The organism is Sphingomonas sp. NPDC079357, from assembly GCF_044901155.1.
Lineage (GTDB): Bacteria > Pseudomonadota > Alphaproteobacteria > Sphingomonadales > Sphingomonadaceae > Sphingomonas.
In genome coordinates, this window is sequence record NZ_JBJDOM010000002.1 from 456,940 (window position 1) to 479,999 (window position 23,060).

21 protein-coding genes are annotated in these 23,060 nt (G+C 67.3%); 7 read left to right on the forward strand and 14 right to left on the reverse strand.

Annotated features, from left to right (window positions below):
• Positions 1–2: 2 nt before the first annotated feature.
• The 4 genes from rsmA to ACI2JO_RS11130 form a co-directional block, all read right to left on the reverse strand.
• The gene (gene rsmA / locus ACI2JO_RS11115) at positions 3–824 is read right to left on the reverse strand and encodes a 16S rRNA (adenine(1518)-N(6)/adenine(1519)-N(6))-dimethyltransferase RsmA (protein ID WP_404720750.1); all 822 of its coding nucleotides are present in this window, start codon (positions 822–824) and stop codon (positions 3–5) included.
• Positions 821–1,819 carry a 4-hydroxythreonine-4-phosphate dehydrogenase PdxA gene (gene pdxA / locus ACI2JO_RS11120; RefSeq protein ID WP_404720751.1) on the reverse strand — a complete coding sequence of 333 codons (999 nt, stop codon included), beginning with the start codon at positions 1,817–1,819 and terminating at the stop codon, positions 821–823. The genes rsmA and pdxA overlap by 4 nt, the downstream gene beginning before the upstream one ends.
• A 4-nt stretch (positions 1,820–1,823) precedes the next feature.
• The gene (locus tag ACI2JO_RS11125) at positions 1,824–3,176 is read right to left on the reverse strand and encodes a peptidylprolyl isomerase (protein ID WP_404720752.1); all 1,353 of its coding nucleotides are present in this window, start codon (positions 3,174–3,176) and stop codon (positions 1,824–1,826) included.
• 78 nt (positions 3,177–3,254) lie between these two features.
• Positions 3,255–5,483 (reverse strand): LPS-assembly protein LptD, encoded by a 2,229-nt coding sequence (locus ACI2JO_RS11130; protein ID WP_404720753.1) that lies wholly within the window; start codon positions 5,481–5,483, stop codon positions 3,255–3,257.
• Between the two features lie 150 nt (positions 5,484–5,633).
• Here ACI2JO_RS11130 and ACI2JO_RS11135 point away from each other — a divergent pair, with 150 nt between their 5' ends.
• From ACI2JO_RS11135 to ACI2JO_RS11150, 4 genes are all read left to right on the forward strand, one after another.
• Complete coding sequence (locus ACI2JO_RS11135) at positions 5,634–7,076, forward strand: leucyl aminopeptidase (protein ID WP_404720754.1); 1,443 nt, start codon at positions 5,634–5,636, stop codon at positions 7,074–7,076.
• 9 nt (positions 7,077–7,085) lie between these two features.
• Entirely contained in the window at positions 7,086–7,526 is a 441-nt protein-coding gene (locus tag ACI2JO_RS11140) for a DNA polymerase III subunit chi (protein ID WP_404720755.1), read from the forward strand.
• An 80-nt stretch (positions 7,527–7,606) separates the two neighbouring features.
• Entirely contained in the window at positions 7,607–8,029 is a 423-nt protein-coding gene (gene ndk / locus ACI2JO_RS11145; protein ID WP_341208491.1) for a nucleoside-diphosphate kinase, read from the forward strand.
• A gap of 1 nt (position 8,030) precedes the next feature.
• Positions 8,031–8,546, forward strand: coding sequence for a GNAT family N-acetyltransferase (locus ACI2JO_RS11150; protein WP_404720756.1), 516 nt, complete (start codon positions 8,031–8,033; stop codon positions 8,544–8,546).
• A gap of 173 nt (positions 8,547–8,719) precedes the next feature.
• On the opposite strand, the gene ACI2JO_RS11155 is transcribed toward ACI2JO_RS11150, so the two are convergent.
• The 8 genes from ACI2JO_RS11155 to ACI2JO_RS11190 all read right to left on the reverse strand — a co-directional run bounded on the left by ACI2JO_RS11155 (position 8,720) and on the right by ACI2JO_RS11190 (position 17,273).
• Complete coding sequence (locus ACI2JO_RS11155; RefSeq protein WP_404720757.1) at positions 8,720–10,846, reverse strand: TonB-dependent receptor; 2,127 nt, start codon at positions 10,844–10,846, stop codon at positions 8,720–8,722.
• Between the two features lie 62 nt (positions 10,847–10,908).
• A complete protein-coding gene (locus ACI2JO_RS11160) occupies positions 10,909–11,148 on the reverse strand; it encodes a hypothetical protein (RefSeq protein WP_404720758.1) in 240 nt (79 codons plus the stop codon).
• On the reverse strand, positions 11,145–12,398 hold the full coding sequence (locus tag ACI2JO_RS11165; RefSeq protein WP_404720759.1) for an N-succinylarginine dihydrolase: 1,254 nt from the start codon (positions 12,396–12,398) through the stop codon (positions 11,145–11,147). The genes ACI2JO_RS11160 and ACI2JO_RS11165 overlap by 4 nt, the downstream gene beginning before the upstream one ends.
• Positions 12,395–13,411 carry an arginine N-succinyltransferase gene (locus ACI2JO_RS11170; RefSeq protein WP_404720760.1) on the reverse strand — a complete coding sequence of 339 codons (1,017 nt, stop codon included), beginning with the start codon at positions 13,409–13,411 and terminating at the stop codon, positions 12,395–12,397. Before ACI2JO_RS11170 ends, ACI2JO_RS11165 begins: the two co-directional genes overlap by 4 nt.
• On the reverse strand, positions 13,408–14,610 hold the full coding sequence (locus tag ACI2JO_RS11175; RefSeq protein WP_404720761.1) for a hydrolase: 1,203 nt from the start codon (positions 14,608–14,610) through the stop codon (positions 13,408–13,410). The genes ACI2JO_RS11170 and ACI2JO_RS11175 overlap by 4 nt, the downstream gene beginning before the upstream one ends.
• Before the next feature lie 66 nt (positions 14,611–14,676).
• Positions 14,677–15,735, reverse strand: coding sequence for a YdiY family protein (locus ACI2JO_RS11180; protein WP_404720762.1), 1,059 nt, complete (start codon positions 15,733–15,735; stop codon positions 14,677–14,679).
• 13 nt (positions 15,736–15,748) lie between these two features.
• Positions 15,749–16,249: an RNA pyrophosphohydrolase gene (locus ACI2JO_RS11185; protein WP_404720763.1), complete on the reverse strand. Its 501-nt coding sequence runs from the start codon at positions 16,247–16,249 to the stop codon at positions 15,749–15,751.
• A gap of 31 nt (positions 16,250–16,280) precedes the next feature.
• Positions 16,281–17,273 carry an alpha/beta hydrolase gene (locus tag ACI2JO_RS11190; protein WP_404720764.1) on the reverse strand — a complete coding sequence of 331 codons (993 nt, stop codon included), beginning with the start codon at positions 17,271–17,273 and terminating at the stop codon, positions 16,281–16,283.
• A 42-nt stretch (positions 17,274–17,315) separates the two neighbouring features.
• Here ACI2JO_RS11190 and ACI2JO_RS11195 point away from each other — a divergent pair, with 42 nt between their 5' ends.
• The 3 genes from ACI2JO_RS11195 to ACI2JO_RS11205 are packed head-to-tail and all read left to right on the forward strand — an operon-like array spanning position 17,316 to position 20,813.
• Positions 17,316–18,236: a histone deacetylase gene (locus ACI2JO_RS11195; RefSeq protein WP_404720765.1), complete on the forward strand. Its 921-nt coding sequence runs from the start codon at positions 17,316–17,318 to the stop codon at positions 18,234–18,236.
• A gap of 9 nt (positions 18,237–18,245) precedes the next feature.
• Positions 18,246–19,586 (forward strand): cryptochrome/photolyase family protein, encoded by a 1,341-nt coding sequence (locus tag ACI2JO_RS11200; RefSeq protein ID WP_404720766.1) that lies wholly within the window; start codon positions 18,246–18,248, stop codon positions 19,584–19,586.
• A gap of 12 nt (positions 19,587–19,598) precedes the next feature.
• Entirely contained in the window at positions 19,599–20,813 is a 1,215-nt protein-coding gene (locus ACI2JO_RS11205) for a class I SAM-dependent methyltransferase (RefSeq protein WP_404720767.1), read from the forward strand.
• 5 nt (positions 20,814–20,818) lie between these two features.
• Here the strand turns inward: ACI2JO_RS11205 and ACI2JO_RS11210 are convergent, their stop codons facing one another.
• Together ACI2JO_RS11210 and purF are read right to left on the reverse strand one after the other, a co-directional pair.
• A complete protein-coding gene (locus tag ACI2JO_RS11210) occupies positions 20,819–21,526 on the reverse strand; it encodes an SDR family NAD(P)-dependent oxidoreductase (RefSeq protein ID WP_404720768.1) in 708 nt (235 codons plus the stop codon).
• Between the two features lie 5 nt (positions 21,527–21,531).
• Positions 21,532–22,989, reverse strand: a complete 1,458-nt coding sequence (purF, locus tag ACI2JO_RS11215) for an amidophosphoribosyltransferase (RefSeq protein WP_404720769.1) — start codon at positions 22,987–22,989, stop codon at positions 21,532–21,534.
• Positions 22,990–23,060: the final 71 nt, after the last annotated feature.

Sequence of the window (23,060 nt, forward strand, 5' to 3'; positions counted from 1 at the left end):
CGTCAGCTCAGCCGCTTGGCGACCGCGACGAACTCGGCGACGCTCACCGTCTCGGCGCGGCGCGTCGCCTCAATCCCCTCGGCTTCCAGCGCGTCCAGCGCACCCGGCACCCCGCGCAGCGACTGCCGCAACATCTTGCGCCGCTGACCGAACGCCGCCGCGGTGACGCGCTCCAGCACCGATAGCGCCACACCCGCCGGCGCCTCGGCCGGGGTGATGTGGACCACCGCCGACATGACCTTCGGCGGCGGCGTGAAGGCGGAGCGGTGCACCGGCATCGCAATCCGCGCGGTCGACCGCCACTGCGCCAGCACCGCCAACCGGCCATAAGCGTCGCCGCCGACCGGCGCGACGATCCGCTCCGCCACCTCTCGCTGGAACATCAGCGTCAGCGACCGCCACCATGGCGACCACCCGGCGGACAGCCATCCGATCAGCAAAGCGGTCCCGACGTTATAGGGCAGGTTGGACACAATGTGCGGCGCACCTTCGAACAGCGCCTGCGCGTCGATCTCGGTCGCGTCGCCCTCGATCACCCGCAGCTTGCCCGGATATGCCGTCTCGAGTTCGGCGAGCGCCGGGATGCAGCGCCGGTCGCGCTCGATCGCGGTCACCCGCGCGCCCTGCGCCAGCAACGCCCGGGTCAGACCGCCGGGGCCGGGGCCAATCTCCAGCACCTCCGCGTCGGTCAGATCGCCTGGAATGCGCGCTATCCGCCCGAGCAACTGTGCGTCGAACAGGAAGTTCTGCCCCAACGCCTTGGACGCCGACAGACCATGCCGCGCGATCACATCGCGCAGCGGCGGCAACTCAGGCGCGGTCATGCGGTTGCGGCGCGCGTACGATGCGCCGCGGCGTCCGCCGCCATCAGGATCGCCGCAATCGTCGCGCCGGGGTGGGCCACACCCTTGCCCGCGATCCCGAAGGCCGTGCCATGGTCGGGTGAGGTGCGGACGATCGGCAAGCCCAGCGTGATGTTAACCCCGTCGTCGAAAAACAACGTCTTCAGCGGTACCAACGCCTGATCATGGTACGGGCACAGCGCGACGTCATAAAGCGCGCGCGCGCGAGCGTGGAACATCGTGTCGGCCGCCAGCGGCCCGCGCACGTCGAGGCCTTCGCCGCGCAGGATCTCAATTGCCGGCTGCATTACCTCGATCTCTTCGCGCCCCAACGCACCGTTCTCGCCCGCGTGCGGATTAAGGCCGGCGAAGGCCAGCCGGGGCTGCTCGATCCCGAAATTGCGCAGCATCGCGCGCGCGGTCACCCGCGCCTTGGCGAGCATCAGCTCGACCGTGATCAACGCGGGCACCTCCGCCAGCGGCACGTGCGTCGTTATCGGTACGACGCGCAGTCCCGGCCCAGCGAGCATCATCACCGCATTGTCGCGTGCGATCCCGCAGCGTTCGGCGACGAATTCGGTCTGTCCCGGATAGGTGAAGCCGGTCTGGTAAAGCTGCGCCTTGGAAACCGGTCCGGTGACCAGCGCGCGGCCTGCGCCTGATCTTACCAGCCCCGTTGCCAGCTCCAGCGCCCGAACGGCGCAGCGGGCGCCATCCGGGTCGGGCAGTCCCGGCACGATGTCGCCAGCGTCCTCGACGGTGAGGACCGGCAGCGCGTCCGGGAAGACCTGCGCCACCGCATTCAGGTCGGAAACCGCAGCGACCGGCCCGTCCCAGACACGCGCGATCGAGCGCCGGTCTCCGACGGCAACGAACGGCGGCAGCGCGCGTTCGACGCGCGCGTCCCACGCCTTGGCGATCGTCTCCGGACCAATCCCCGCGGGATCGCCCATGGAAATGACGATCGGACCAACCATCGAATCAGCGATATTCGATGACCGCATCACGCCGCAGGTCGCGAAGCGCCTGCTGCGCGCGCAGATTGACGCGCTGCTGCTCGAGCTGGTTCTGGATCTGCTGCGCCCCCGGAAGCTGACCGCCCTGCGCCTCGTCGCGCCCGCACATCACGAGGGTACGCACGCCCTCCGTGGGCGAACCGAACGGCGGGGTTGCCTGACCGACCTGCAGCTTCAGCATGATCGCCTGCAGCGGCGGCGGAAGGTCGCGGATGCGGATCGCGTCATTGTCGACCACCTCGGCGTTCAGCGAAGCCGCCACCTTCGCAACCGAGCCGCAACCTTGCAGCTTCTGAATCGCCTCGGCGAAGGCGCTGGTGCGAGCGGTGGCCTGCGTCTGTGTCGTCCCAGCCGGAAATTTGATGGTGAGCTGCTTGAGGCTCAAGCGCGCATCGCGCGGATCGGCGGTGAGCACCTGCCGTTTGTCGACAAGATACAGGATCGAGAAGCCGCCCGGCGTTGCGACCGGTCCTGCGACCTGCCCGACCTGCATCGTCTGCGCCGTCTCGGCGAGCGGACCGGGAAGCTGCGCGGCGCGCACCCAGCCCAGATCGCCGCCGACCCCCCGTGTCGACGCCTCGGAGAAGTTGCGCGCGAAATAGCTGAAGGGCGCCTGACCCTTGCTGATCTCGGCGATCAATTGTTTGCTGTTGTCGAACACCTGCTGCTGCCGATCGGGCGTCGCGGCGAGGTAGATTTCGTTGAGGTGATATTCCTCGGTACCCTTTGCGGCTTCCAGCCGATCGAGGATCGCCTTCACCTCTTCGTCGCCGACGTTGACGAACGGCTCGACCCGCTTGCTCAGGTAACGATTCCACGCCAGCTCGCCCTCGATCTGGCGACGCAGCGAGCGATCGGACGACCCCTGCTCGCGCAGCCAGGTCGTGAGCTGGTCCGGCGTTTTCTGCAGGTTGCGGGCGACTCCTGCGAAGGCTTGGTCGATCTCGCCCTTGGTCACGGTAATATCCGCAACCTTTGCCTGCTGGATCTGAAGGGTTTCGTCGATAAGCTGACGCAGCACCTGCAATTGCAGTTTCTCGCGTTCCTCGGCGTTCAGCTTGGCGTTGTTCGCCGCGGCGATGAAGTTCACCCGCTGGTCGACGTCGGTGCCGGTGATGATCGACTCGTTGACGATCGCGGTCGCCTTACGAACGTTCGGATCAACCTTGCCGAAGATCTGAAGGTCGTTGGGCAGGTTGAGCCCGGTGGTGTCGCGCACCTGTTCGGCATCCTGCGCAAGCGCAGCGCCCGTCACGCCGAGCGCCACCATCGTTCCCAGCAACCGGCGGGTCAGCGCCGCGCCTCTTGTCTTCATCATCACGTTCGTCTCGAAATCCCGATGAGGTGCGCCTGTCGCCGCCGCGGCGCTTTTGCCGGAAAACAACTGAACCGCGGCTTAGCGGCCGAGGTTCTTCAAGGAAAGCGTCAACAGATAGCTGTTGCCGCTCCGCGCGTCACCGACGTTGCGATAATCGCGCTTCCACGCCAGCCCCAGGGTGAGACAATCGTCTTCATAGGTGACACCAACCCGGTGACGGATCGGCGAAAAACCATCCGACGTGGACAAGGGATCTTCCGCACGGTTGGTCAGGTCGACGATCGCCGAGCCCCATACCGACCAGAAGCGGGTGATCCCGACCCGACCGCCGGCGCGTACTTCCTCCCGATCCTGCAGGTCTTCCAGTACATCGATGTCGCGGTTGAGCCGCAGGTAGCCGATGGTCGCATAGGTCTGGCGCGTGCCGACCGTCGCGTCGATCTCGTTGCGGCGCACCGCGAAATTATCCTTGTCGATCCGATAGCGGTGCGTCAGCGTCACCAATTCGCCAAAGCGTATGTTGGTCCGCCCGACGATGTCGGAGAAGCGATCGGACAGCCCGGTGCCGTCCGGCAGGATGCTGGCGCGGTTGTTGAGACGATAACTCTGCCCGATATTCGCGGAAATCGCGATACGGTCCAGGTCGAGCGCCCATTCCGCGCCATAGGTAACGCGGCTGGAATCCTCCCAGCGATCGTAGCCGGAGAAGCGGTTGAGCGCGAACAGGTTCGAATCTTCTAGGTCGACCGCGCGGGCATCCTCATTCGGAACCTGAATGTTGCGCGTCTTGGGCGTGGCGACGACCTGCACGCGCGGGGTGAAGCGCTGGAACCCGCCGAACAGCTCGCCGACGAACGGCCAGCGCACGTCCGCCGCCAGCGCCCCGATGAAGCGGGTCTGGAAACCCTCGATCCCGCGGTAGCTGACGATCGAGGTCGCGGCCACATTCTGCGTGTCATAGGCGTCGGCGCGGCCGAACGCGGTCAGCGTCACTTCCTGCCCGAGCACGGTGATCCCGCGCCAGTCCCAGCGCGCGCTGCCGAACGCGCGCTGCGTGTCCTGTCCGGCCTTGCGCCCGATCGCCAGCGAGTTGAGCTGAATCTGCAACGTGCCCCCGAGCAGTGCATCGGGCACGCGGCGGCGGTAGTCGATCTCCGGCAGCGCAACCGGCTGCATTCCCTGACGATCACCGACGCGCAGCGTCTGCACCGCCCAGCCGGCAATCGACAGATAGCTGTTCGGATCGACCCGCTCGAGCGCCAGCGTCGTGCGCAGCCGGTCCTCGTTCGAGATGTCATAGCGGCGCAGGAAGGTCCGGTCGGTCACGAGCCGCAGCGAACCCGACAGGCTCCAGTTTGGGTCGAACTGGAAACGCCCGGCGCCGTCCAGATAGCCGCGAAACGCGCGCTCGGTGTTGGTTGTGGTGATATCCGCAAGATTCTGCGTTCGACGGCTGCTCGTGGCGAAGCCGCGGATGGAATAGGCACCCAGCTCGTTCAGCCCGCTATAGCGCGCCTCCATCATCGGCACCTCGGAGGTAAAGAGGTGCGGCGCGAGCACGAGCGACTGATTGGGGCCAAGTGCCAGATTGAACGGCAACACCAGCTCGGCGCCGTTCAGTCGGGTCAGTCCGATCGACGGGGTCAGCAGCCCGGTGTCGTTGGTTTCCGCCACCGGCGTGCTGAAAGGCGGCAGCGATGGGCTGGTGAGCCCGAACAAGTGGAAGCGCGCACCCTGATAATAGACCCGCTTGCGATCCGGACGATACAGAACCTTGATCGCGGTGATCTTCCAAGAGGGCTCCCGCGGGCAGCCGTCTGATCCGGTGACCGCACAGGGCGAATAGACCGCGCGATCCAGGTTCATCGTCCCGTCGGCGTTGCGGACGCCGCGCACCGCCGCCAGCCGCCCGCCCTGATCCAGAACGACGAGCAGATTGTCGACCACGCCATCCTTCAGCGTGTCGGTCAACTCGATCGTATCGCCGTAAGCGACATCGCCCTGCGGGTTCGTTACCGCGACATTGCCGGTCGCGACGACCTGCCCGCTCTTGCGATTCCAGACGACCTTTTCAGCGCGCAGTCGCTCTCCGGCGCGCGACATCCGCACCTCGCCGGTGGCGGTGACGACATCGGCATTGTAATCATATTCGAGGGCCCCGGCGCTGAACTGCACCTGATCGCTGTCGGCGGGAACCGCCGCCGCCGCGGCGGGAGCGCCGCCCGCGCGATCCTGAAGCGACTGCGCAGCGGCCGGTGCGGCCAGCGCCAGACACAGCGCACCGCCGGCGAGAAGATCGAAACGCATCACGTCGTCGTCGTTGCCCCGTTTGCGCGACCGACCGGAAGTGGCGGCCACGCCTTTGCCGCCTATCGCATCGCCACGCGTGGCCTGCAACGCTTTGCCATTTCACCAGGCGGTGCCTAGGTAGGCGGCATGTTGCAAGAGGATACAGGAATGCAGATCGTCTTCACCGCCGACCGTCCCGCCGATGCCGCGGTGCTGGCGTTGCCGGTCCGCAAGGATGCGCCCCTAGGCGGGTTGGTCGACGGCGCCGACGCATTGCTGGCGGCTGCTGCTGCCGGGCAGCGCTTCACCGGCGAGGCGGGCAGCGTGGCGGAGGCGTTCGTGGCGGTCGGGCAGGGGACGCAGCGCGTGCTGTTGCTCGGCGTCGGCAGCGGTGACGATGCGGCGTTCGAGCGGGCGGGCGGCGCGCTCACCGCGCGGCTCCTCACTTCGGGGGTCGCCAATGCCGTCGCCGATCTGCACGGCGAGCCAGCGCTTTCTACCGCTCGCTTTGCGGCGGGCGTGTCCCAGCGCGCTTGGCGCTTCGACGAGTATCGCACCAAACTCCCCGAGAAACAGAAGCCGACGCTGAGCTCGGTCACGATCGTCGGCGACGATGCCGAGTGGACCGGGCGGGAGGCGGTGACACGCGGACTGGGACTGGCGCGGACGCTCGCGACGTTGCCGCCTAACATCCTCTATCCGGAGAGCTTCGTCGAACGTGTGCTGGAAGCCGTTGATGGTCTAGGGCTCGAAGTGACCGTGCTCGACGAAGAGGAACTCGCCGGTCTCGGGGCGGGTGCGTTGCTCGGCGTCTCGCAGGGATCGCGGCGGGAGGCTCGGGTACTCGCGCTCAAGTGGGCCGGCGCCGGTGCGGACGCGCCATTGACCGCGCTGGTGGGGAAGGGCGTAACCTTTGATACTGGCGGGATTTCGATCAAGCCGGCCGCGGGCATGGAAGACATGAAGTGGGACATGGGCGGAGCGGCGGCGGTGGCCGGCGCGATGCTGTCGCTCGCCGCGCGCAAGGCAAAAGCCAATGTTATCGGGGTGATGGGCCTGGTCGAGAACATGCCCGACGGCAATGCGCAACGTCCGGGGGATGTCGTGACGAGCATGTCGGGTCAGACGATCGAGGTCATCAACACCGACGCCGAGGGACGGCTGGTGCTGTGTGATTGCATCACCTGGGTCCAAAATACCCATAAGCCGACGCGGATCGTGGACCTTGCGACGCTGACCGGGGCAATGATCGTCGCGCTCGGTAACGAATATGGCGGGCTGTTCAGCAACGACGACACGCTCGCCGGGCAGCTGCTGGCGGCGGGCCTCGCCACCGGCGACAAATTGTGGCGCTTCCCGCTGTCGGACGCTTACGACAAGCTGATCGACTCGCCGATCGCCGATGTGAAGAACGTCGGTCCGCGCGGCGCGGGATCGATCACCGCGGCGCAATTCCTGCAGCGTTTCGTCGACGAGGGCGTCGCCTGGGCGCATCTCGATATCGCCGGGATGGTCTGGGCCGACAAGGACGGTCCGACCTGGGCGAAGGGCGCGACAGGCTATGGCGTGCGCGTCCTCGATCGCTTCGTCGCCGACACCTGCGAGGGCTGAGGCGGGACGATGCAGGTCGATTTCTACCACCTGACCCGCATGCCGCTGGAGCGTGCGCTTCCGCAGATCGCGGCGAAGGTGGTGGGGTCGGGCGCACGGTTGCTGATCGTCGCCGCTGACGAGGAGCGGCGTGCGGCGCTCGACCGGCTGTTGTGGAACTATGCGCCCGACAGCTTCCTGCCGCACGCCCAGCAGGGCGGGACGGCGGACGAGCGCCAGCCGATCCTGATCGCCGCCGACGTCAATCCCGCCAATCGCGCGCGCCACATCGCGCTGGTCGACGGCGAGTGGCGCGACGCCGCGCTCGATTTCGACCGCGCCTTCCACTTCTTCGATGAGGAACATATTCGTGCGGCGCGCGCGGCGTGGAAGGAACTGGCGGTGTGCGACGGGGTCGAGCGGCGCTATTGGAAGCAGAACGAGGCGGGGCGCTGGGAACAGGCGGCCTGAGCGCTCGCTTGCATCCCCGCCCGCGTCCGCCTAGGGCGACGCCACTTCCATCCTATTCATTTCAGGAGCCCGTGACCGTCATGGCCGCGAACCGTACCTTCTCGATCATCAAGCCCGATGCCACGCGCCGCAACCTGACCGGCGCCGTCACCAAGATGCTGGAGGAAGCCGGCCTGCGCGTCGTCGCGTCCAAGCGTATCCAGATGACCAAGGAGCAGGCCGAGGGCTTCTACGCGGTCCACAAGGAGCGTCCGTTCTTCAACGATCTGGTCTCGTTCATGACGTCGGGCCCGGTCGTCGTGCAGGTGCTGGAGGGCGAGAACGCCATGCAGCGCAACCGCGACATCATGGGCGCGACCAACCCCGAGAATGCTGCGCCGGGCACGATCCGCAAGGAACTGGCCGAGTCGATCGAGGCGAACACCGTCCACGGTTCGGACTCGGACGAGAATGCCGAGATCGAGATCGCCTATTTCTTCAAGCCGGAAGAAATCGTCGGCTGATATGGAGTGGCGCCTGCACCGTGCGGGGCCGGCGGATGCCGCCGCGCTCTCGCTGGTAGCGGGCGCCACTTTCCTCGAAGCATTCGCGGGCATCCTCGACGGGCCGGACATCGTCGCGCATGTCACGCGCAACAGCAGCGTAGCCGCGTTCGAGGCGTATCTGGCCGATGGCGCGATCGCGACGCTGGCCGAGGCCGAAGTGGGCGGTGCGCCGATCGGTTACACCCTGCTGACCGCGCCCGATCTACCCGTGGCGATGGAGCCTGGCGATATCGAGCTGAAGCGCATCTACGCGCTTTTCCCTACTCATGGCACCGGCCTTGGCCCCGCGTTGATGGTGCGCGCGATCGACGACGCGCGCGCGTGCGGCCACCATCGCCTGCTGCTCGGCGTTTACGGCCGCAACAAGCGTGCGCAGCGTTTCTACGAGAAGCAGGGCTTTGCCGTCGCGGGCACCCGCCGCTTTCGCGTCGGCGCAACGTGGCACGACGATCTGATCTACGCCCGCGCGATATAATCGCGTCGCCCCGCCATTCAGCCGGGCGACGACAATCCTCAAACGTGATGACGTCAACTTGAGCCGTCATTGCGAGCGTAGCGAAGCAATCCAACGCGTCCTGGTCCGGCCTCGGATTGCTTCGCGACGCTCGCACTGACGAACGATACGGGGCGACCTCACGTCGTCATGGTCTAGATCCCTACGCGGAACGTGACCCGCACGTCGCGACCCGCGAGCGGCGCAAAATCCTTGAGGACGCTGGCAGCGCGGCGGGCCTCGACGTCGAAGATGTTGTTCGCCGCCAGCAGGATACTGCGCCGGTCGCTGCCACCCCACGGATGGAACGACAGCGAGGCGTTGACCATCGTATAGCCATCGGTGCGCGTCTCGAACGGCGCGGTGCGATTTTGGGCGAACGCACGTTCCACCTCGATGCGCGCACCGCTGGTGTCGTTGCGCGCCTCGATTCCGCCGAGCAGGCGCAACGGCGGAATGCGCGGCACTGGCCCGCGGTCGACCACCTCGGCGTGGACATAGTCGCCGAGCAGATCGGCGGTAATCACGTGCGTGCCGATCGTCGCCAGCCGCGCTGACGCATCCGCCTCGAAGCCGTAATAGCGCGCCTTTGCCTGATCGTAGCGGAAGCACGGCAACTCCACCTCACCCTGCGCGGCGGTCACGCACGCCGCCTCGGCGACCTGCGACTCATAGATGTAATTGTCGAACCAGTTGTAATAGGCCGACGCATCCAGGCTGAAGATCTGGTTGTGTGCGTGAAGGGTGGCCTCCAGTCCCCACGACGTCTCCGCACGGAAATTGGGGTTGCCCAGCTCGTAAGCCTGCGTGCCGGCGTGCGGACCGTTGGCGAACAACTCCTCCGCCGATGGCGCGCGCGCGGTGCGCGAACCATTCAGCCCGACGCGCAGGCCGTCCGCGAGCGTATAGGCTGCCCCCAGCGACCCCGACCACGTTCCGAACCTGCGATCCTGACCGGTAAAACGCTCGGTCCCTTCACGGAAGCCGGGAACAGCGGTCAGGCGGGTCTGTTCGTAGCGCAGTCCGCCCTCGGCCTTGAACCGGCCATCTTCATATTGCTGAAGCGTGAAGAGCCCGGTCTGTTCGGTCTGGTTGCGCGGCAGGAACGCCTCGTCCCCGACCACGTCGAACGCACGGCTGAAATATTGCACGCCGCTCGCACCCTGCCACGCGCCGCGCTTGGCCTGTACCACCTCGAGCCGCGCCTCGAGCCCCTTGTTGTAGAAGGCGGTGCCGACCGAGCCGTCTTCCTCCAGCTCGAAATGCCGGTAATTGGCATGCGCGGCGCGGATGCGGATCGCATCGATCAGCGAGCCGTGCGGGGTGACTTCGGCGCGCAGGTCATAGCGGTTCTGGACCACGTCGAGCCGCGGCGCTTCCTGCTCCTGCCCAAGTGCGGTCGCATAGCGAACCGGCACGCCGTAGAGGCTGTCGTAATGGCCGTAGGAGACGCCCAGCATGCCGCCATCGGTGATGATCGACGCGCCGGCACCAGCGGTCCACGTCTCCGCCCCGCTGTTGGGCAGCTTGCCGCTCAATGCAGCGTTGCCAGCAAAATCGATCGGCTCGTCGCCGGCTTGCGGCGCACCCGCCAGCGCCAGCGAGGCGCGGCGTGCGGCGCGCGAGAGGATGAACCCGCCGGTGCGCAGATCGTCCGCCTTCAGGTATGATCCGTCGACGTGCAGCACGAGCGGGCCGACTGCGGTCACGTCCGCCGCGCCGCCGACCGAGCGCTCGTTGGCCGCACTGCCATAGGTGCCGATCGCATCGACGCGATAGCCGTTCTGTGGCAGCGCGCGCGGGATACGGCGGTCGACCACATTGACCACGCCACCGACTGCCGATGAGCCGTACAGCAACGCCGCCGGCCCGCGCAGCACCTCGACGCGCTCGGCGAGCAGCGGATCGATCACTACCGCATGGTCGACCGAGGTATTCGACACGTCGATTGAACCGATGCCGTCGGTCAGTACGCGGATACGATCGCCCTGAAAACCGCGCAGGATCGGCCGCGACGCATTCGGCCCGAACGAGGTTGCCGACACGCCGGGTAGCCGCGCCAGCGTTTCGCCGATGGTCGGGCGCAACTCACGGGTCAGGTTCGCACCGGTCAGCACCGACGTGCCCTGCAGCACGTCGGCCTCGCTGGTCTGGATCGGCGCAGTGACGATCACCTCGTCGGAACGATGCGGATCGGGCTGACGCGCCGCGTCGGCGGTCTGGGCGGCGGCAGGCAGGGTGAGCGGTGCAAGCGCAACCGCGGCAAACAACATGGTCTTCATGGCGACTCCCTTACGGGGTCATCCATTAGCGCAATGATACAACATATCAAGCGTCGATCCGCTCAAGGGTTGGCGTCGCGCTCTACCCCGTCGATGATCTTGCCCCCGGCCATGAACACCACGATCGTGCACGCGCCGAACATGATCCAGCCGGACGTGCCGGGAAAGCGATGCAGATAGGTCATCCCGCGCTCAACCGCGCCGGTGGCGATCGCGTAGATCAGCATGAATGCCTCGAATTTGGTCTTCACGACGAACAGCCGCGCGACGCTCCGCCACCAACGCTGCAAACGCGCGGTCATCCGCGTAACTCCGCCAGTCCAAGTTCCTCCACCAGCGCCGCACGGGCGGTGGCGATCTGTTCCAGCAAGGCACGGTCGCCAAGATCGGCCGGCGCGATCGCCGCGGGCCAATGACGCTCGATCACCGCGGCGATCCGGTCGAGCCGCCGGTCGTCGACCAGAAAGCGTTGGTCGACCGTCACCGGATCGCAGACGACGCGCAGCCGCAGGCACGCTGGCCCGCCCCCGTTCGCCATCGACTCGCGGACGTCCACCACCTCGACACGACGGATCGGCCCATTGCCCGCCAGATGCGCCTCGATCCAGTGCCACACGCGCGGGTTGGCGCGGGCCTCTTCGGGCACGATCAGCGTCGGCACGCCATCGGGCGGGGTGACGAGCTGGGCGTTGAAGAGGTAGGAGCCGATCGCATCGCTCAGGCTTACCTCGGCCGCCGGCACCTCGACGATTTCGACCTCGGGCAGCAAGCGGCGCAGGTCGGCGTAGAAGCCGTCCCGGTCCGCGAAAGCCTGTTCGTGCGCCAGCAGGATGCGCTCGTTTGCGACCGCGACCACGTCGTTGTGAAAGGCGCCGGCGGCAATCGCCTCCGCCGATTGCTGGACGAACAACGTCCGTGCCGGATCAAGCCCGTGGTGCCGCGCGATGGCCCGGCTGGCCTCGACATGCTGTCGCGCCGGAAACGCGCCGCCTGTCACGCCGTAGACGAACACCTCGACACCCGGCGCATCGTGCGCGGCACACAGCCGCATGTGGTTCGCCGCCCCTTCATCACCGAACGGCGGCGGTACCGGCGGCTGCACGACGAACTGCGCGGCGTCGGCGAAGGCGACCTGCAATTGCGCCAGCGTCGCGCGCCACTCGTGGCTGCGATGCGGCATCGTCACCAGGTTGGCGACGGTCAGATGGCAGCGCCCGTCCGCCGTATCTGAAGCGGGCGAAACGGTTGCAGCGTTGGCGGCCCACATCGAGGAGGCGGAAAGCGCCTGCGCCTTCAAGTGCGCCGGTGCCGCATCATATTCGGTCGCCAGCCGTGCGAGCCACGCGTGATCGGGGCGGGGCGGGGGGATCAGCACGCCCTGCACGAGCCCGAGCGCGAGATTGGCACGCATCTTCGCCACGCCCTGCAACGCCGCTGCGCGGGGATGCGCGACCTGTCCAGCATTGGCGGTCGCGGCGAGATTGCCGGGGCTGAGCCCGGCGTAATTGTGGCTGGGGCCGACGATCCCGTCGAAGTTGATCTCGCGTATCATATCCGTCCGATCCAGCTTACCCGGTCGCCTTCGCGCAGCCGTAGCGCGGTGGCGGCGGCGGGGTCTAGCGAGATGCCTCCGTCGATCGTCCCGATCCTGGCATAGGCGCAGCGGAAGTCGGCGAGCCGTCCGGTCGCGACAAGCGCTTCGATCGATCCCCCCTCGCGCACCGCTGCGACGGGCGCGTCCTGCGCGTCGCGCACGGTGCGGATCTGATCGGTCTTGACCGTCATCGTCGGGCCGCCATCGAAGATGTCGATGTAATTCTCGTACGCAAACCCCTCATTCTCCAGCATCCGCATCGCGGCGCGCCCGGAGGGGTGCGGCAGCCCGATCGACGCGCGCGCATGGTCGGAGAGCATCGCCGTATAGATCGGGTGCTTGGGCATCAGGTCGGCGATGAACTGGTGCCCGTGTACGGCATTGAACTCGTCAGCCTCCTGAAATCCCATGCCAAAAAACCGGCCTGCCAGCCCGTCCCAGAACGGCGACCCGCCCGCCTCGTCGATCACCCCGCGCAGTTCGGCGAGCGTCCGGTCCGCAAAACGCGGGCGATGCGCGCGGATGAACAGGTAGCGGCTACGCGCCAGCAACAGCCCCAGCCCGCCCGCGCGCTCGCCAGGGTGGAGGAACAGTCCGCCGACCTCGCTCGCGCCCTCCAGATCGGTGGTGAGCGACAGCATTTCGGCCCGGAACGTCCGCTCCAGCTCACGGCTGTGCTGGGTCAGCGTGCCGAGCCGATAGCTGTAGAAAGGATGCTTCTGCCCGACGTGCGTGAACAACTGGCATGTTCCGCGCACCTCGCCGGTGACGTTGTTCTCGAGCATCAGCACGAACAACTCGTCGGTCAGCGAGGTGTCGTCATGCCCGAGCGCCAGCGCGCTGCGCTCCAGCTTAGCGGTCAGCGCGTTGCGATCCGGGGGCAGGTTGGTGAAGCCGCCGCCGGTCAGCTTGGCCATTTCATAGAGATGCGACAGGTCGTTACGGTCGGCGGCGCGGATCACGAACGTCATGCCAGTGCTCCCTCGGCCAGTCGCAGCATCGTCACCGCCGACAGCGCCGCACGCTCGGCCAGGCTGTCGACGATCAGGAATTCGTCGCTCGAATGGATCGCACCGCCGCGCGCACCCATCGTATCGACCACCGGCACGCCGCACGCCGCGATATTGTTGCCGTCGCAGACGCCGCCGGTGTCGCGCCACGCGATTGGCTGGCCGAGGTCGGCCCCCACGGCGCGTACCAATCCGAGCAGCCGCGCGGCACCCGCGTCGATCGGCTTGGGCGGGCGATTGAAGCTGCCATGGACGGCGATGCTCACCTCATGCGCGGCCTGCACCGCCGCGACCGCGGCGTCGATCGCCGTGCGGGCGCGGGCGATCTCGGCGGCATCGGCGGGGCGGAAGTTGACGCGCAGCACTGCCAGATCGGGAACGACATTGTTGGGGCCGCCGCCCTCGATCCGCGCCGGATTGACCGCCAGTCGTGGCGAGCGTTCGTCGTGCAACCGCACTGCCAGGGCGCTCGCCGCGACGATCGCGTTGCGCCCCTCCTCGGGGTTGCGTCCGGCGTGCGCCGCGCGTCCGTGCACGACGATCGAGAAATTGCCCGTTCCGCCACGTGCGCCGGCCAGCGTGCCGTCCGGAAGCGCGGGCTCGTAGGTGAGGGCCGCCACCTTGCCGCGGGCCGCTTCGGCGAGCAGCGAGGCGGATGACAGCGAGCCGGTTTCCTCGTCGGAATTGATCACCACGTCATAGCCGAGCCGCGTACCACCCGCCTCAATCGCCAGCAGCGCCTCGAGCATCAGCGACAGCCCGCCCTTCATGTCCGCGACGCCGGGGCCGTTAAGCACGCCGGGCTCGCGCCACCGCGGTGACTGGAACGGGTGATTGGCGGGATAGACGGTATCCATATGCCCGGTCAGCAACAGCCGCACCGGCGCTTCTGGGCGTACCGATAGATGCAGGTGCCGGCCGTGCGCCAGCGGCTCGACCCGTCCGTCGCCCGCGACGCTGTCGGTCGGTGTCGGCTCGACCAGCTCCACGTCGCCCGGCAGCGCCGCGAAGGCGTCGGCCAGTTCCTCGGCCATCGCCGCGCAGCCCGCGACATTGCGCGTGCCGCTGTTGATCGCGGCCCAGCGCTCGACCCGCACCAGCATCGCGGCGGCGTCGATCCTCTCCAGAGATGCCCGTTCGGCGGGCGATAGCTTGTTCATTCCAGTACCGTAGCGGGCTGATCGCAGAAACGGAACACGCGGGCCGAACGGTGCCTTCAGGGGCGGCTAGAAGGCGTACACCAAGGACGCGCGGCTGGTGGCATCCGTCGTCATGCGACCGTTCGGCGGCTCGCTTTCATATTGCAAGGTGTAGGAAAGTCGTGCGGACAGCGGCCCGAGCAGCTTCGCCTCGATTGCCGAGACGCTGCGGATCGTGCTGTTGTAGCGCTCCCAGTAACCCGACGCGCTTTGCGTCGCGACCAGCCCACTGAACAAGGTCCAGTTCAACTCGACGCTTCCGCGCGCGGCCAGGCTGCCCTGCATCGTGCCATCGGTGAAGTCGGTTTGCCGGAACGCCGGTCCGACCTCGAGGTCGAGAGTCAGCCCGTTACGCCGGATGACGCTGTAACCGGCACCGATCGAGCCTGAATAACGGCTGTAATAGCCCAGGAACCGATCCGATTCATATTGGCCGTTGCCGTAAATGTATCCGCGGTCATTGATCTTATAGTTCGGCTGATAGCCAAGTGCGTAGCGTTCGCGGCTGGTGACGCCCCCGGTGCGCTGAAAATCAGCCTGCGCCATCACGCGATGCCGCCAGCGCAGCCCCTCTCGGGTCAGATCGGCGACGCCGGTCAATCCGGTGACGTCGGAATTGCCGGTCGAGATGAACCCGCCCGCCTCGACGCGCCCGCTCCAAAGCTGAAAGGCGCTGGCCTTCTGCACCCGTTCGTTGCGCGCCCGCGCCCTCGCTTCCTTCCACTCGGTCGCGCGCCGCAGCACCAGGTCGCGCGATCCGGGATCGCCGGCGCGGGCATATTTGACCAGGGTATCGACGCCGCTTTCGTCACCCGCCTGCATCGCGGCGTCGAGCATCGCGCGCATTTCAGGTGAAATTTCCGGGCCGGGGATCCTGCCGAGCGTGACGCCGACATCGTTGAGGACCGGTGGCGGCACTTCCAATGACGGTGCGGTGAGGACGATCGCCTCGACCTCCAGCTCCGGCCGTTCGAGCGTCGTCTGCCGCCGGGCGCGTCGTGCCGACGCACGACGGCGCGGTGCCGCGGCGACCGCCGGCTCTGGCAGCGCGGCAAGGCACACCGTCCCGATCAGCACCGACAACATCGCGGGCCGTCGATCAGCGCGCCGCGCCGCCGCTACCCGGCAGGTGCGGGGCAAAGGCGGCGATCACGTCGCGGTAGAGTTGCGCCTTGAACGGCACGATCAGGTGCGGGAGATCGGCGGGCGCGGCCCAGCGCCACGCGCGGAATTCGGGATGCGGCGTGTCGATGCGGATGTCGCCATCCTCGCCATCGAAGCGGAACAGGAACCAGCGCTGCCGCTGTCCACGATATTTTCCCTTCCACACCTTGCCGATCATTTCGGGCGGCAGATCGTAGAACAACTCCTCTGGCGCTTCGGCGATCAGCGTCACCTTGTCTTCGGTGACGCCGGTTTCTTCCCACAACTCGCGGATCGCGGCGGTCTGCGCCTGCTCGCCCGGATCGATGCCGCCTTGGGGCATCTGCCACGCTTCCAGTACGTTATCGATGCGCTGGCCGACGAACACCTGTCCGTCGCGATTGAGGAGCATCACACCCGCGCACGGGCGATATGGCAGGGAGTCTGGCGCAGTCATGCCGGTCGAATAGGCCGCGACTTGAGGTGCTTCAACCCGCCGCCCTCGCATTTGCGATATCGTGGCTCGCCGCCGTGATCGCCGCGCGCACCGCCGTCAGGAAAGCAGTAAGATCCTGCTGGCTCGACGGGATTGCACGCCGCAGCGTCGCAAAGCCATGGATGTTGCCCCGCGCCTCCTGATACGTGACCGGCACCCCCGCCAGTGCGAGCGCGGCGGCATAGGCGCGGGCCTGATCGCGCAGCGGGTCGAGCCCCGCGGCAACGATCACGGCAGAAGGCAAGTCGCTCAGGTCGTTAACGATCGGCGAAAAGCGCGCATCCTCGGCATCGGGCCGGTAATGACCGCCGAACCACCCCATCGTTTCACGGGTCAGCAGGTAGCCGTCACGAAAGGCATCGAACGAGGGATATGGCCGCGTGGCATCGGTCGCCGGATAGATGGGCGCCTGAACGAGCACCGGCACCGCCGCGGGTTGGTCGCGCAATGCCGCGCTGGTCACGATCGCGAGATTGCCGCCGGCGCTGTCGCCGCTCAATATCAGCCCCGTGACGGCGCGTCCCAGCTCGGCGGGGCTTTCCGCCACCCACCGCGCTGCTGCCTCGGCATCCTCGACCGCGGCGGGGAAGGGCGATTCCGGCGCGAGCCGGTAGTCGACCGAGATGACCGGCACGTCCAGTTGCCGCGCCATTTCCGCCGCGAGGCTGGCGTGACTGGTCACGTTGCCGACCACCCAGCCGCCGCCATGGAAGAACACCAGCGCCGGACCCGCTGCGCGCTCGGCCCGCGCATCGAACAGGCGCGCCGGTAGCGGGCCGCCGCATCCGGGGATGGTAACATCCCTCGTAACGGCCAGTTCGCCGCGCGGTGGATCGGCGACGTCGCACATCGCCAGCATCGCCGCGCGCGCCTCCGCCACCGTCATCTGATGCGTGCGCGGGCCGGGCAGATTGTTGACATAACCGAGGAACGTCGCGACGTCCGGGCGAACGATCGGTGGCACGGCGTTGGTCGGTTCGGTCATCCACTACTCCTGCGCACGGTCGCTCATCACTATCTTAGGTCGATGATCGCGATCGTCCACCACCCCGATTACGTTACCGAGGCCCCCGCGCGCAGCACCTATCGCTGGGGCAAGAATGGCGCGATCCGTGACCTGCTCCGCGCCGAGGGCGACCGGATCGCCTGGTACGAGCCCGACGCGATGCCGCGCGCCTGGCTGGAGGCGACCCACGATCCCGATTATGTCGCCGAGGTGCTCTCGGCACAGGTGCCCGCCAGCAAGGAGCGGCGGATCGGCTTTCCGGTGACCGCCACCGTCGCGCGACGGGCGCAGATGGTGCCGGGCGGCACCTATCTCGCCGCGCTGCTCGCGCTGGAACATGGGTTTGCCGCCAATACCGCCGGCGGCAGCCACCATGCGCTTGCGGACACCGGCGCCGGCTATTGCGTGTTCAACGATCTCGCCGTCTCCGCGCACCGGCTGGTGGAGGAAGGAGCGACCCGGCGCGTGCTGGTCGTCGACGTCGACGTTCACCAGGGCGATGGCACCGCCGCGCTCACCGCCGGTCATTCGCAGATCGCGACCTATTCGATCCATGCCGAAAAGAACTTTCCGGTTCGCAAGGCGCGCTCCACGCTCGACGTGCCGCTGGCCGATGCGATCGGCGACGACGCCTATCTGGCGGTGCTTGAGGAGACGCTGTCACCGATGATCGTCGAGTGGCAGCCGACGCTGATCCTCTATCAGGGCGGGGTCGATCCGTTCGTGGGCGACCGGCTCGGTCGGCTGGCACTCAGCGAAGAGGGGCTGGTCCGCCGCGATCGGCTGGTCGCGCGGCTCGCGATCGCCGCGGGCGTGCCGCTCGCCTGCACCGTCGGCGGTGGCTATGGCGACGATGTGATGGCGATCGCCGCCCGTCATGTCCGGGTCATTCGCACGTTGGGCGATGCCTTTGCCGGAACCGTGGGCGCGCATCGTTCGTAGCGGGGAGCGATGACCACCTTGCTCTGGCTACGGCAGGACCTGCGCCTCCACGATCAACCGGCGCTCGTCGCCGCCGCGCATCAGGGGGCGGTGATCCCCGTCTACATCCTTGACGACGATGCGCCCGGCGCATGGCGGATCGGCGGGGCGCAACGCTGGTGGCTTCATCACAGCCTCACCGCGCTCGACAAGGCGCTGCGCCAGCACGGCAGCCGCCTGATCCTGCGTCGCGGCGATGCGGTCGCGATCCTCAGCGAATTGGCGGACAGCGTCGAGGCCGAGGCGATCCACGCGATCCGCCACTACGAACCGTGGTGGCGCAAGGCGGAGGATGCGTTCGGCGAACGCCTCTGCCTTCACGATGGCAATCACCTGGCCCCGCCCGAACAGGTGACGACCGGTGCGGGTGGGCAATTCCGTATCTATTCGGCATTCTGGAAGGGGCTGCAGGAGCATCTGCCCCCGGAGAAGCCGGTGCCGGCACCCCGCTCGATCCCCGCGCCGGAAAAGTGGCCGAACAGCGACAGGCTGGCCGACTGGAAGCTGTTGCCGACCAAGCCCGATTGGTCGGGCGGGTTCGACTGGACACCCGGCGAGGATGACGCCCGCCGGAAGATCGCCGCGCTCGATCTCGACGGTTATGACGATCGCCGTAACCTGCCGGCGGAGGAAGGCACCTCCCGCCTGTCGCCGCATCTGCACTTCGGCGAGGTCTCGCCACGCGCGGTGTGGCACGCCAGCGGCGCCCACGACGTCACTTTCCGCAAGGAACTGGCATGGCGCGATTTCACTGATGGGGTCGTGCTCGCGCTGCCGGACTATGCCGACAAGAACGGCCGCGCCGCCTTCGACAGGCTGCCCTGGCGCAGCGGCAAGGCGGCCGACTCCGACCTGCGCGCCTGGCAGACCGGTCACACCGGCTATCCGATCGTCGATGCGGGCATGCGGCAGCTCTGGCAGACCGGCTGGATGCACAATCGCGTTCGGATGATTACCGCCTCGTTCCTCATCAAGCATTTGTTGATCGACTGGCGCGAGGGTGAACGCTGGTTCTGGGACTGTCTGGTCGATGCCGACTACGGCAATAACGCGGTCAACTGGCAATGGGTCGCCGGCACCGGCATCGACGCCAATATGTTCGGGCGGATCATGGCGCCGCTGTCGCAGTCGGAGAAGTTTGATGCCGGCGATTACATCCGCGAATGGGTGCCCGAGTTGAAGGACGTGCCCGATGACGCGATCCACGATCCCGACAGCGCCGGCTGCCGGCCCGACGACTATCCGTCCAAGTTGATCGGTCATCGCGAGGCACGCGAACGCGCGCTGGCGGCGGGCAGGAAGGTACGGTAGGGCGCGTCCGCCATGGACGCGGCCACCTCCCATCCTTCGCCTGTACCCGGTCGCGCGCGCTTGGTCGCGCCGCTGTGGCATCGCCTTCTCGACCGCATCGATCGTGGAATGTTGTCAGGCGCGATCGAGGCGCAGCTACCCGATGGGACGCGGCGGCTGATCGGCGGTCATGCGCCGGGCCCGGTTGCCGTGGTGCGACTGGTGCGATGGAGGGCCTTGTGGCGGCTGGTCACCGCAGGGTCGATCGGCTGGTACGAGGGCTGGATGGCCGGCGACTGGATCAGCCCCGACCCGGTGCCGATCTTCGACCTGTTCGTGCGCAACCGCACCGGGCTCGGCAATGTCGCGCGCGCCAAGCATGTGGCGCGATGGGCGGTGTGGCTCGGGCACCGGTTGCGCCGCAACGATCGCAGCGGCGCGCGTCGCAACATCGCGGCGCATTACGATCTGGGCAACGATTTCTACCGTGAGTGGCTCGACCGGACGCTTACCTACTCCAGCGCGCTCCATGTCGCAGACGGCACGGCGCTCGAGGTGGCGCAGCAACGCAAGCTCGACGCAATCCTGACGCGCACCGCAGCCATGCCCGGGCAGTCGATCCTGGAGATCGGCTGTGGCTGGGGCTCGTTCGCGGCCACCGCCGCCGCCGCTGGCGTCACCGTACACGGGCTGACGCTCTCCACCGAACAGCGCGACCATGTGCTCGCGCGCGGCCTTGACGGCGTGACGGTGTCGCTGACCGACTATCGCGACGTTTCCGGCCAATATGACGCGGTCGCCAGTATCGAGATGGTCGAGGCGGTCGGCCCCGAATATTGGCCCGCCTATCTCGCGACGATCGCGCGCGTCCTGAAGCCGGGCGGCCGCGCCGCGCTGCAGTTCATCACGATCGCCGAGGATATCTGGGACGCCTACAACGGAAGCGCCGATTTCATCCAGCGCTACGTCTTCCCCGGTGGTTCACTGCTCTCCGCCAGTCGCTTCCGCGCCCTGGCCGAGGCGCAGGGGCTGGCGTGGCGCGACGAACAGCGCTTCGGCCTGGACTATGCGGAGACGCTGCTGGAATGGCGTCGCCGCTTCGACCGCGCCGTGAGCGAGGGGCGATTGCCCGCTCGCTTCGACGCTCGGTTCCAGCAACTCTGGCGCTATTACCTCATGTATTGCGAGGGCGGCTTCCGCGGCGGCGGCATCGACGTTATGCAGGTGACGCTGGTCAAGGCCGGCTGACGGAACTAGCCCACCCGCTCGCGATGGTTCGCCGGGAACCCGTCGATCGCCAGTGCCGCGATCCGCGCGGCGACCGTCTCAGGCGGCTTTACCGACGCCGGGTCCTCGCCCGGATAGGCGCGTGCGCGCATCTTGGTGCGGGTCGCGCCCGGATCGAGCACCGCCACGCGAAGTTTGCTCACCTCGGCGGTTTCGTCGCCATAAGCCTCCAGCAGCGTCTCGAACGCTGCCTTCGACGCACCATAAGCACCCCAATAGGCGCGCGGCGTGCGACCGACCGACGAGGTCACGCCGATGACGCGCGCGCCCGTGGACCGGCGCAGCATCGGATCGAACGCCTGGATCAGCGCCACCTGCGCGGACACGTTCAGCGTGAGCACCTGCGCCAGCTCCTTGGCATCGATCGCGGGCACCGCGGCGAGCGAACCGAGCATGCCGGCGTTCAGGACCATAACGTCCAGCGCCTGCCAGCGCTCGCCGATTGCCGTCGCCAGCCGGGCGATCGAGTCGCTCTGCGCCAGATCGAGCGGCGCGATCGTCGCGGAGCCACCCGCATCGAAAATCTGCTGCTCGACCTGTTCCAGCGCGCTGGCGGTGCGGGCGGTCAGCACGACATGCGCGCCCTGTTCCGCCAGCGCGATCGCGGTCGCCGCGCCGATACCGCGGCTGGCGCCGGTCACCAGCGCCAGCCTATCCTTCAACGGCTTGTCCATGGGCGTCAGATCACTCGCTCATCGAGCATCGCCAACTGGTCGACCGCGCTCGATTCATCATGGTCGGTCAGCGTGGTCGGATAGTCGCCGGTGAAGCAGGCGTCGCAATAGCGCGGACGCCCGGCGGCGCGTTGCGCCTCGCCCAACGCCTTGTAGAGCCCGTCGATCGACACGAACGACAGGCTGTCGGCGTGGATGAAGTCGGTCATCCCGCCCAGATCCAGCTTCGCTGCCAGCAGCTTGGCTCGCTCGGGCGTGTCGACGCCATAGAAACAGCTATGCCGCGTCGGCGGCGACGCGATGCGCATGTGCACCTCCGCCGCGCCTGCTTCGCGCATCATCTGCACGATCTTGAGCGAGGTGGTGCCGCGCACGATCGAATCGTCGATCAGCACGACCTTCTTGCCCTGGATCAGCGCGCGATTGGCATTGTGCTTCAGCTTGACGCCCAGATGCCGGACCTTGTCGCCGGGCTGGATGAACGTGCGTCCGACATAGTGCGAGCGGATGATTCCCAGCTCGAACGGGATGCCCGATTGCTGCGCATAACCGATCGCCGCGGGAACGCCCGAGTCGGGCACTGGAATGACCAGATCGGCGTCGACCGGCGATTCGATCGCCAGTTGCGCGCCGATATTCTTGCGCACCGAATAGATCGAATGGTCGTCGACGATCGAATCGGGGCGCGAGAAATACACCCATTCGAAGATGCACGGCCGTGCGGCGACCTGTTCGAACGGGCGGATCGAGCGCAGTTCGCCGTTCTGCACGATCACCAGCTCGCCCGGCTCGACCGATCGCTCGAACGTCGCGCCGACCACGTCGAGCGCGACCGTCTCGCTGGCGAAGATGTATGTTTCACCCAACTTGCCCATCACCAGCGGGCGGATACCGAGCGGATCGCGGCACGCGATCATGCCGTCCGGGGTCATCACGATGAGCGCGTAAGCGCCTTCGACCTGCTTCAGCGCATCGATGAACTTGTCGAGCAAGGTACGATACTGGCTGGTCGCGACCAGATGGATGATCGTCTCGGTGTCGGAGGTCGACTGAAAGATCGAGCCTCGCCGCACCAGCTCGCGCCGCAGCCGCATTGCATTGGAGATGTTGCCGTTGTGCGCGATCGCGAATCCGCCCGACTGCAACTCGGCATAGAGCGGCTGGACGTTGCGGAGCGCGGTCTCGCCGGTCGTCGAGTAACGGACGTGCCCGCAGGCGACATCGCCGGCCAGCGCGCGGATCACGTCGTCGCGGTCGAAGTTGCCGGCGACATGCCCCATCGCGCGATGCGTGTGGAAGACATGGCCGTCGAAGCTGGTGATGCCCGCGGCCTCCTGGCCGCGATGCTGGAGCGCATGAAGGCCCAGCGCGACGAGCGCGGCTGCGCCCTCCGAGCCGGAAGCACCGAAGATGCCGCATTCCTCATGCAGATGGTCGTCGTCGAACGGATGTGTGGTCAGCATAAGCGGTGGGGGGCTCGCGTTGTGCGGGGCCGCATATAGCGACCGTCGCGCAAATGTCATCAACTGCGCGG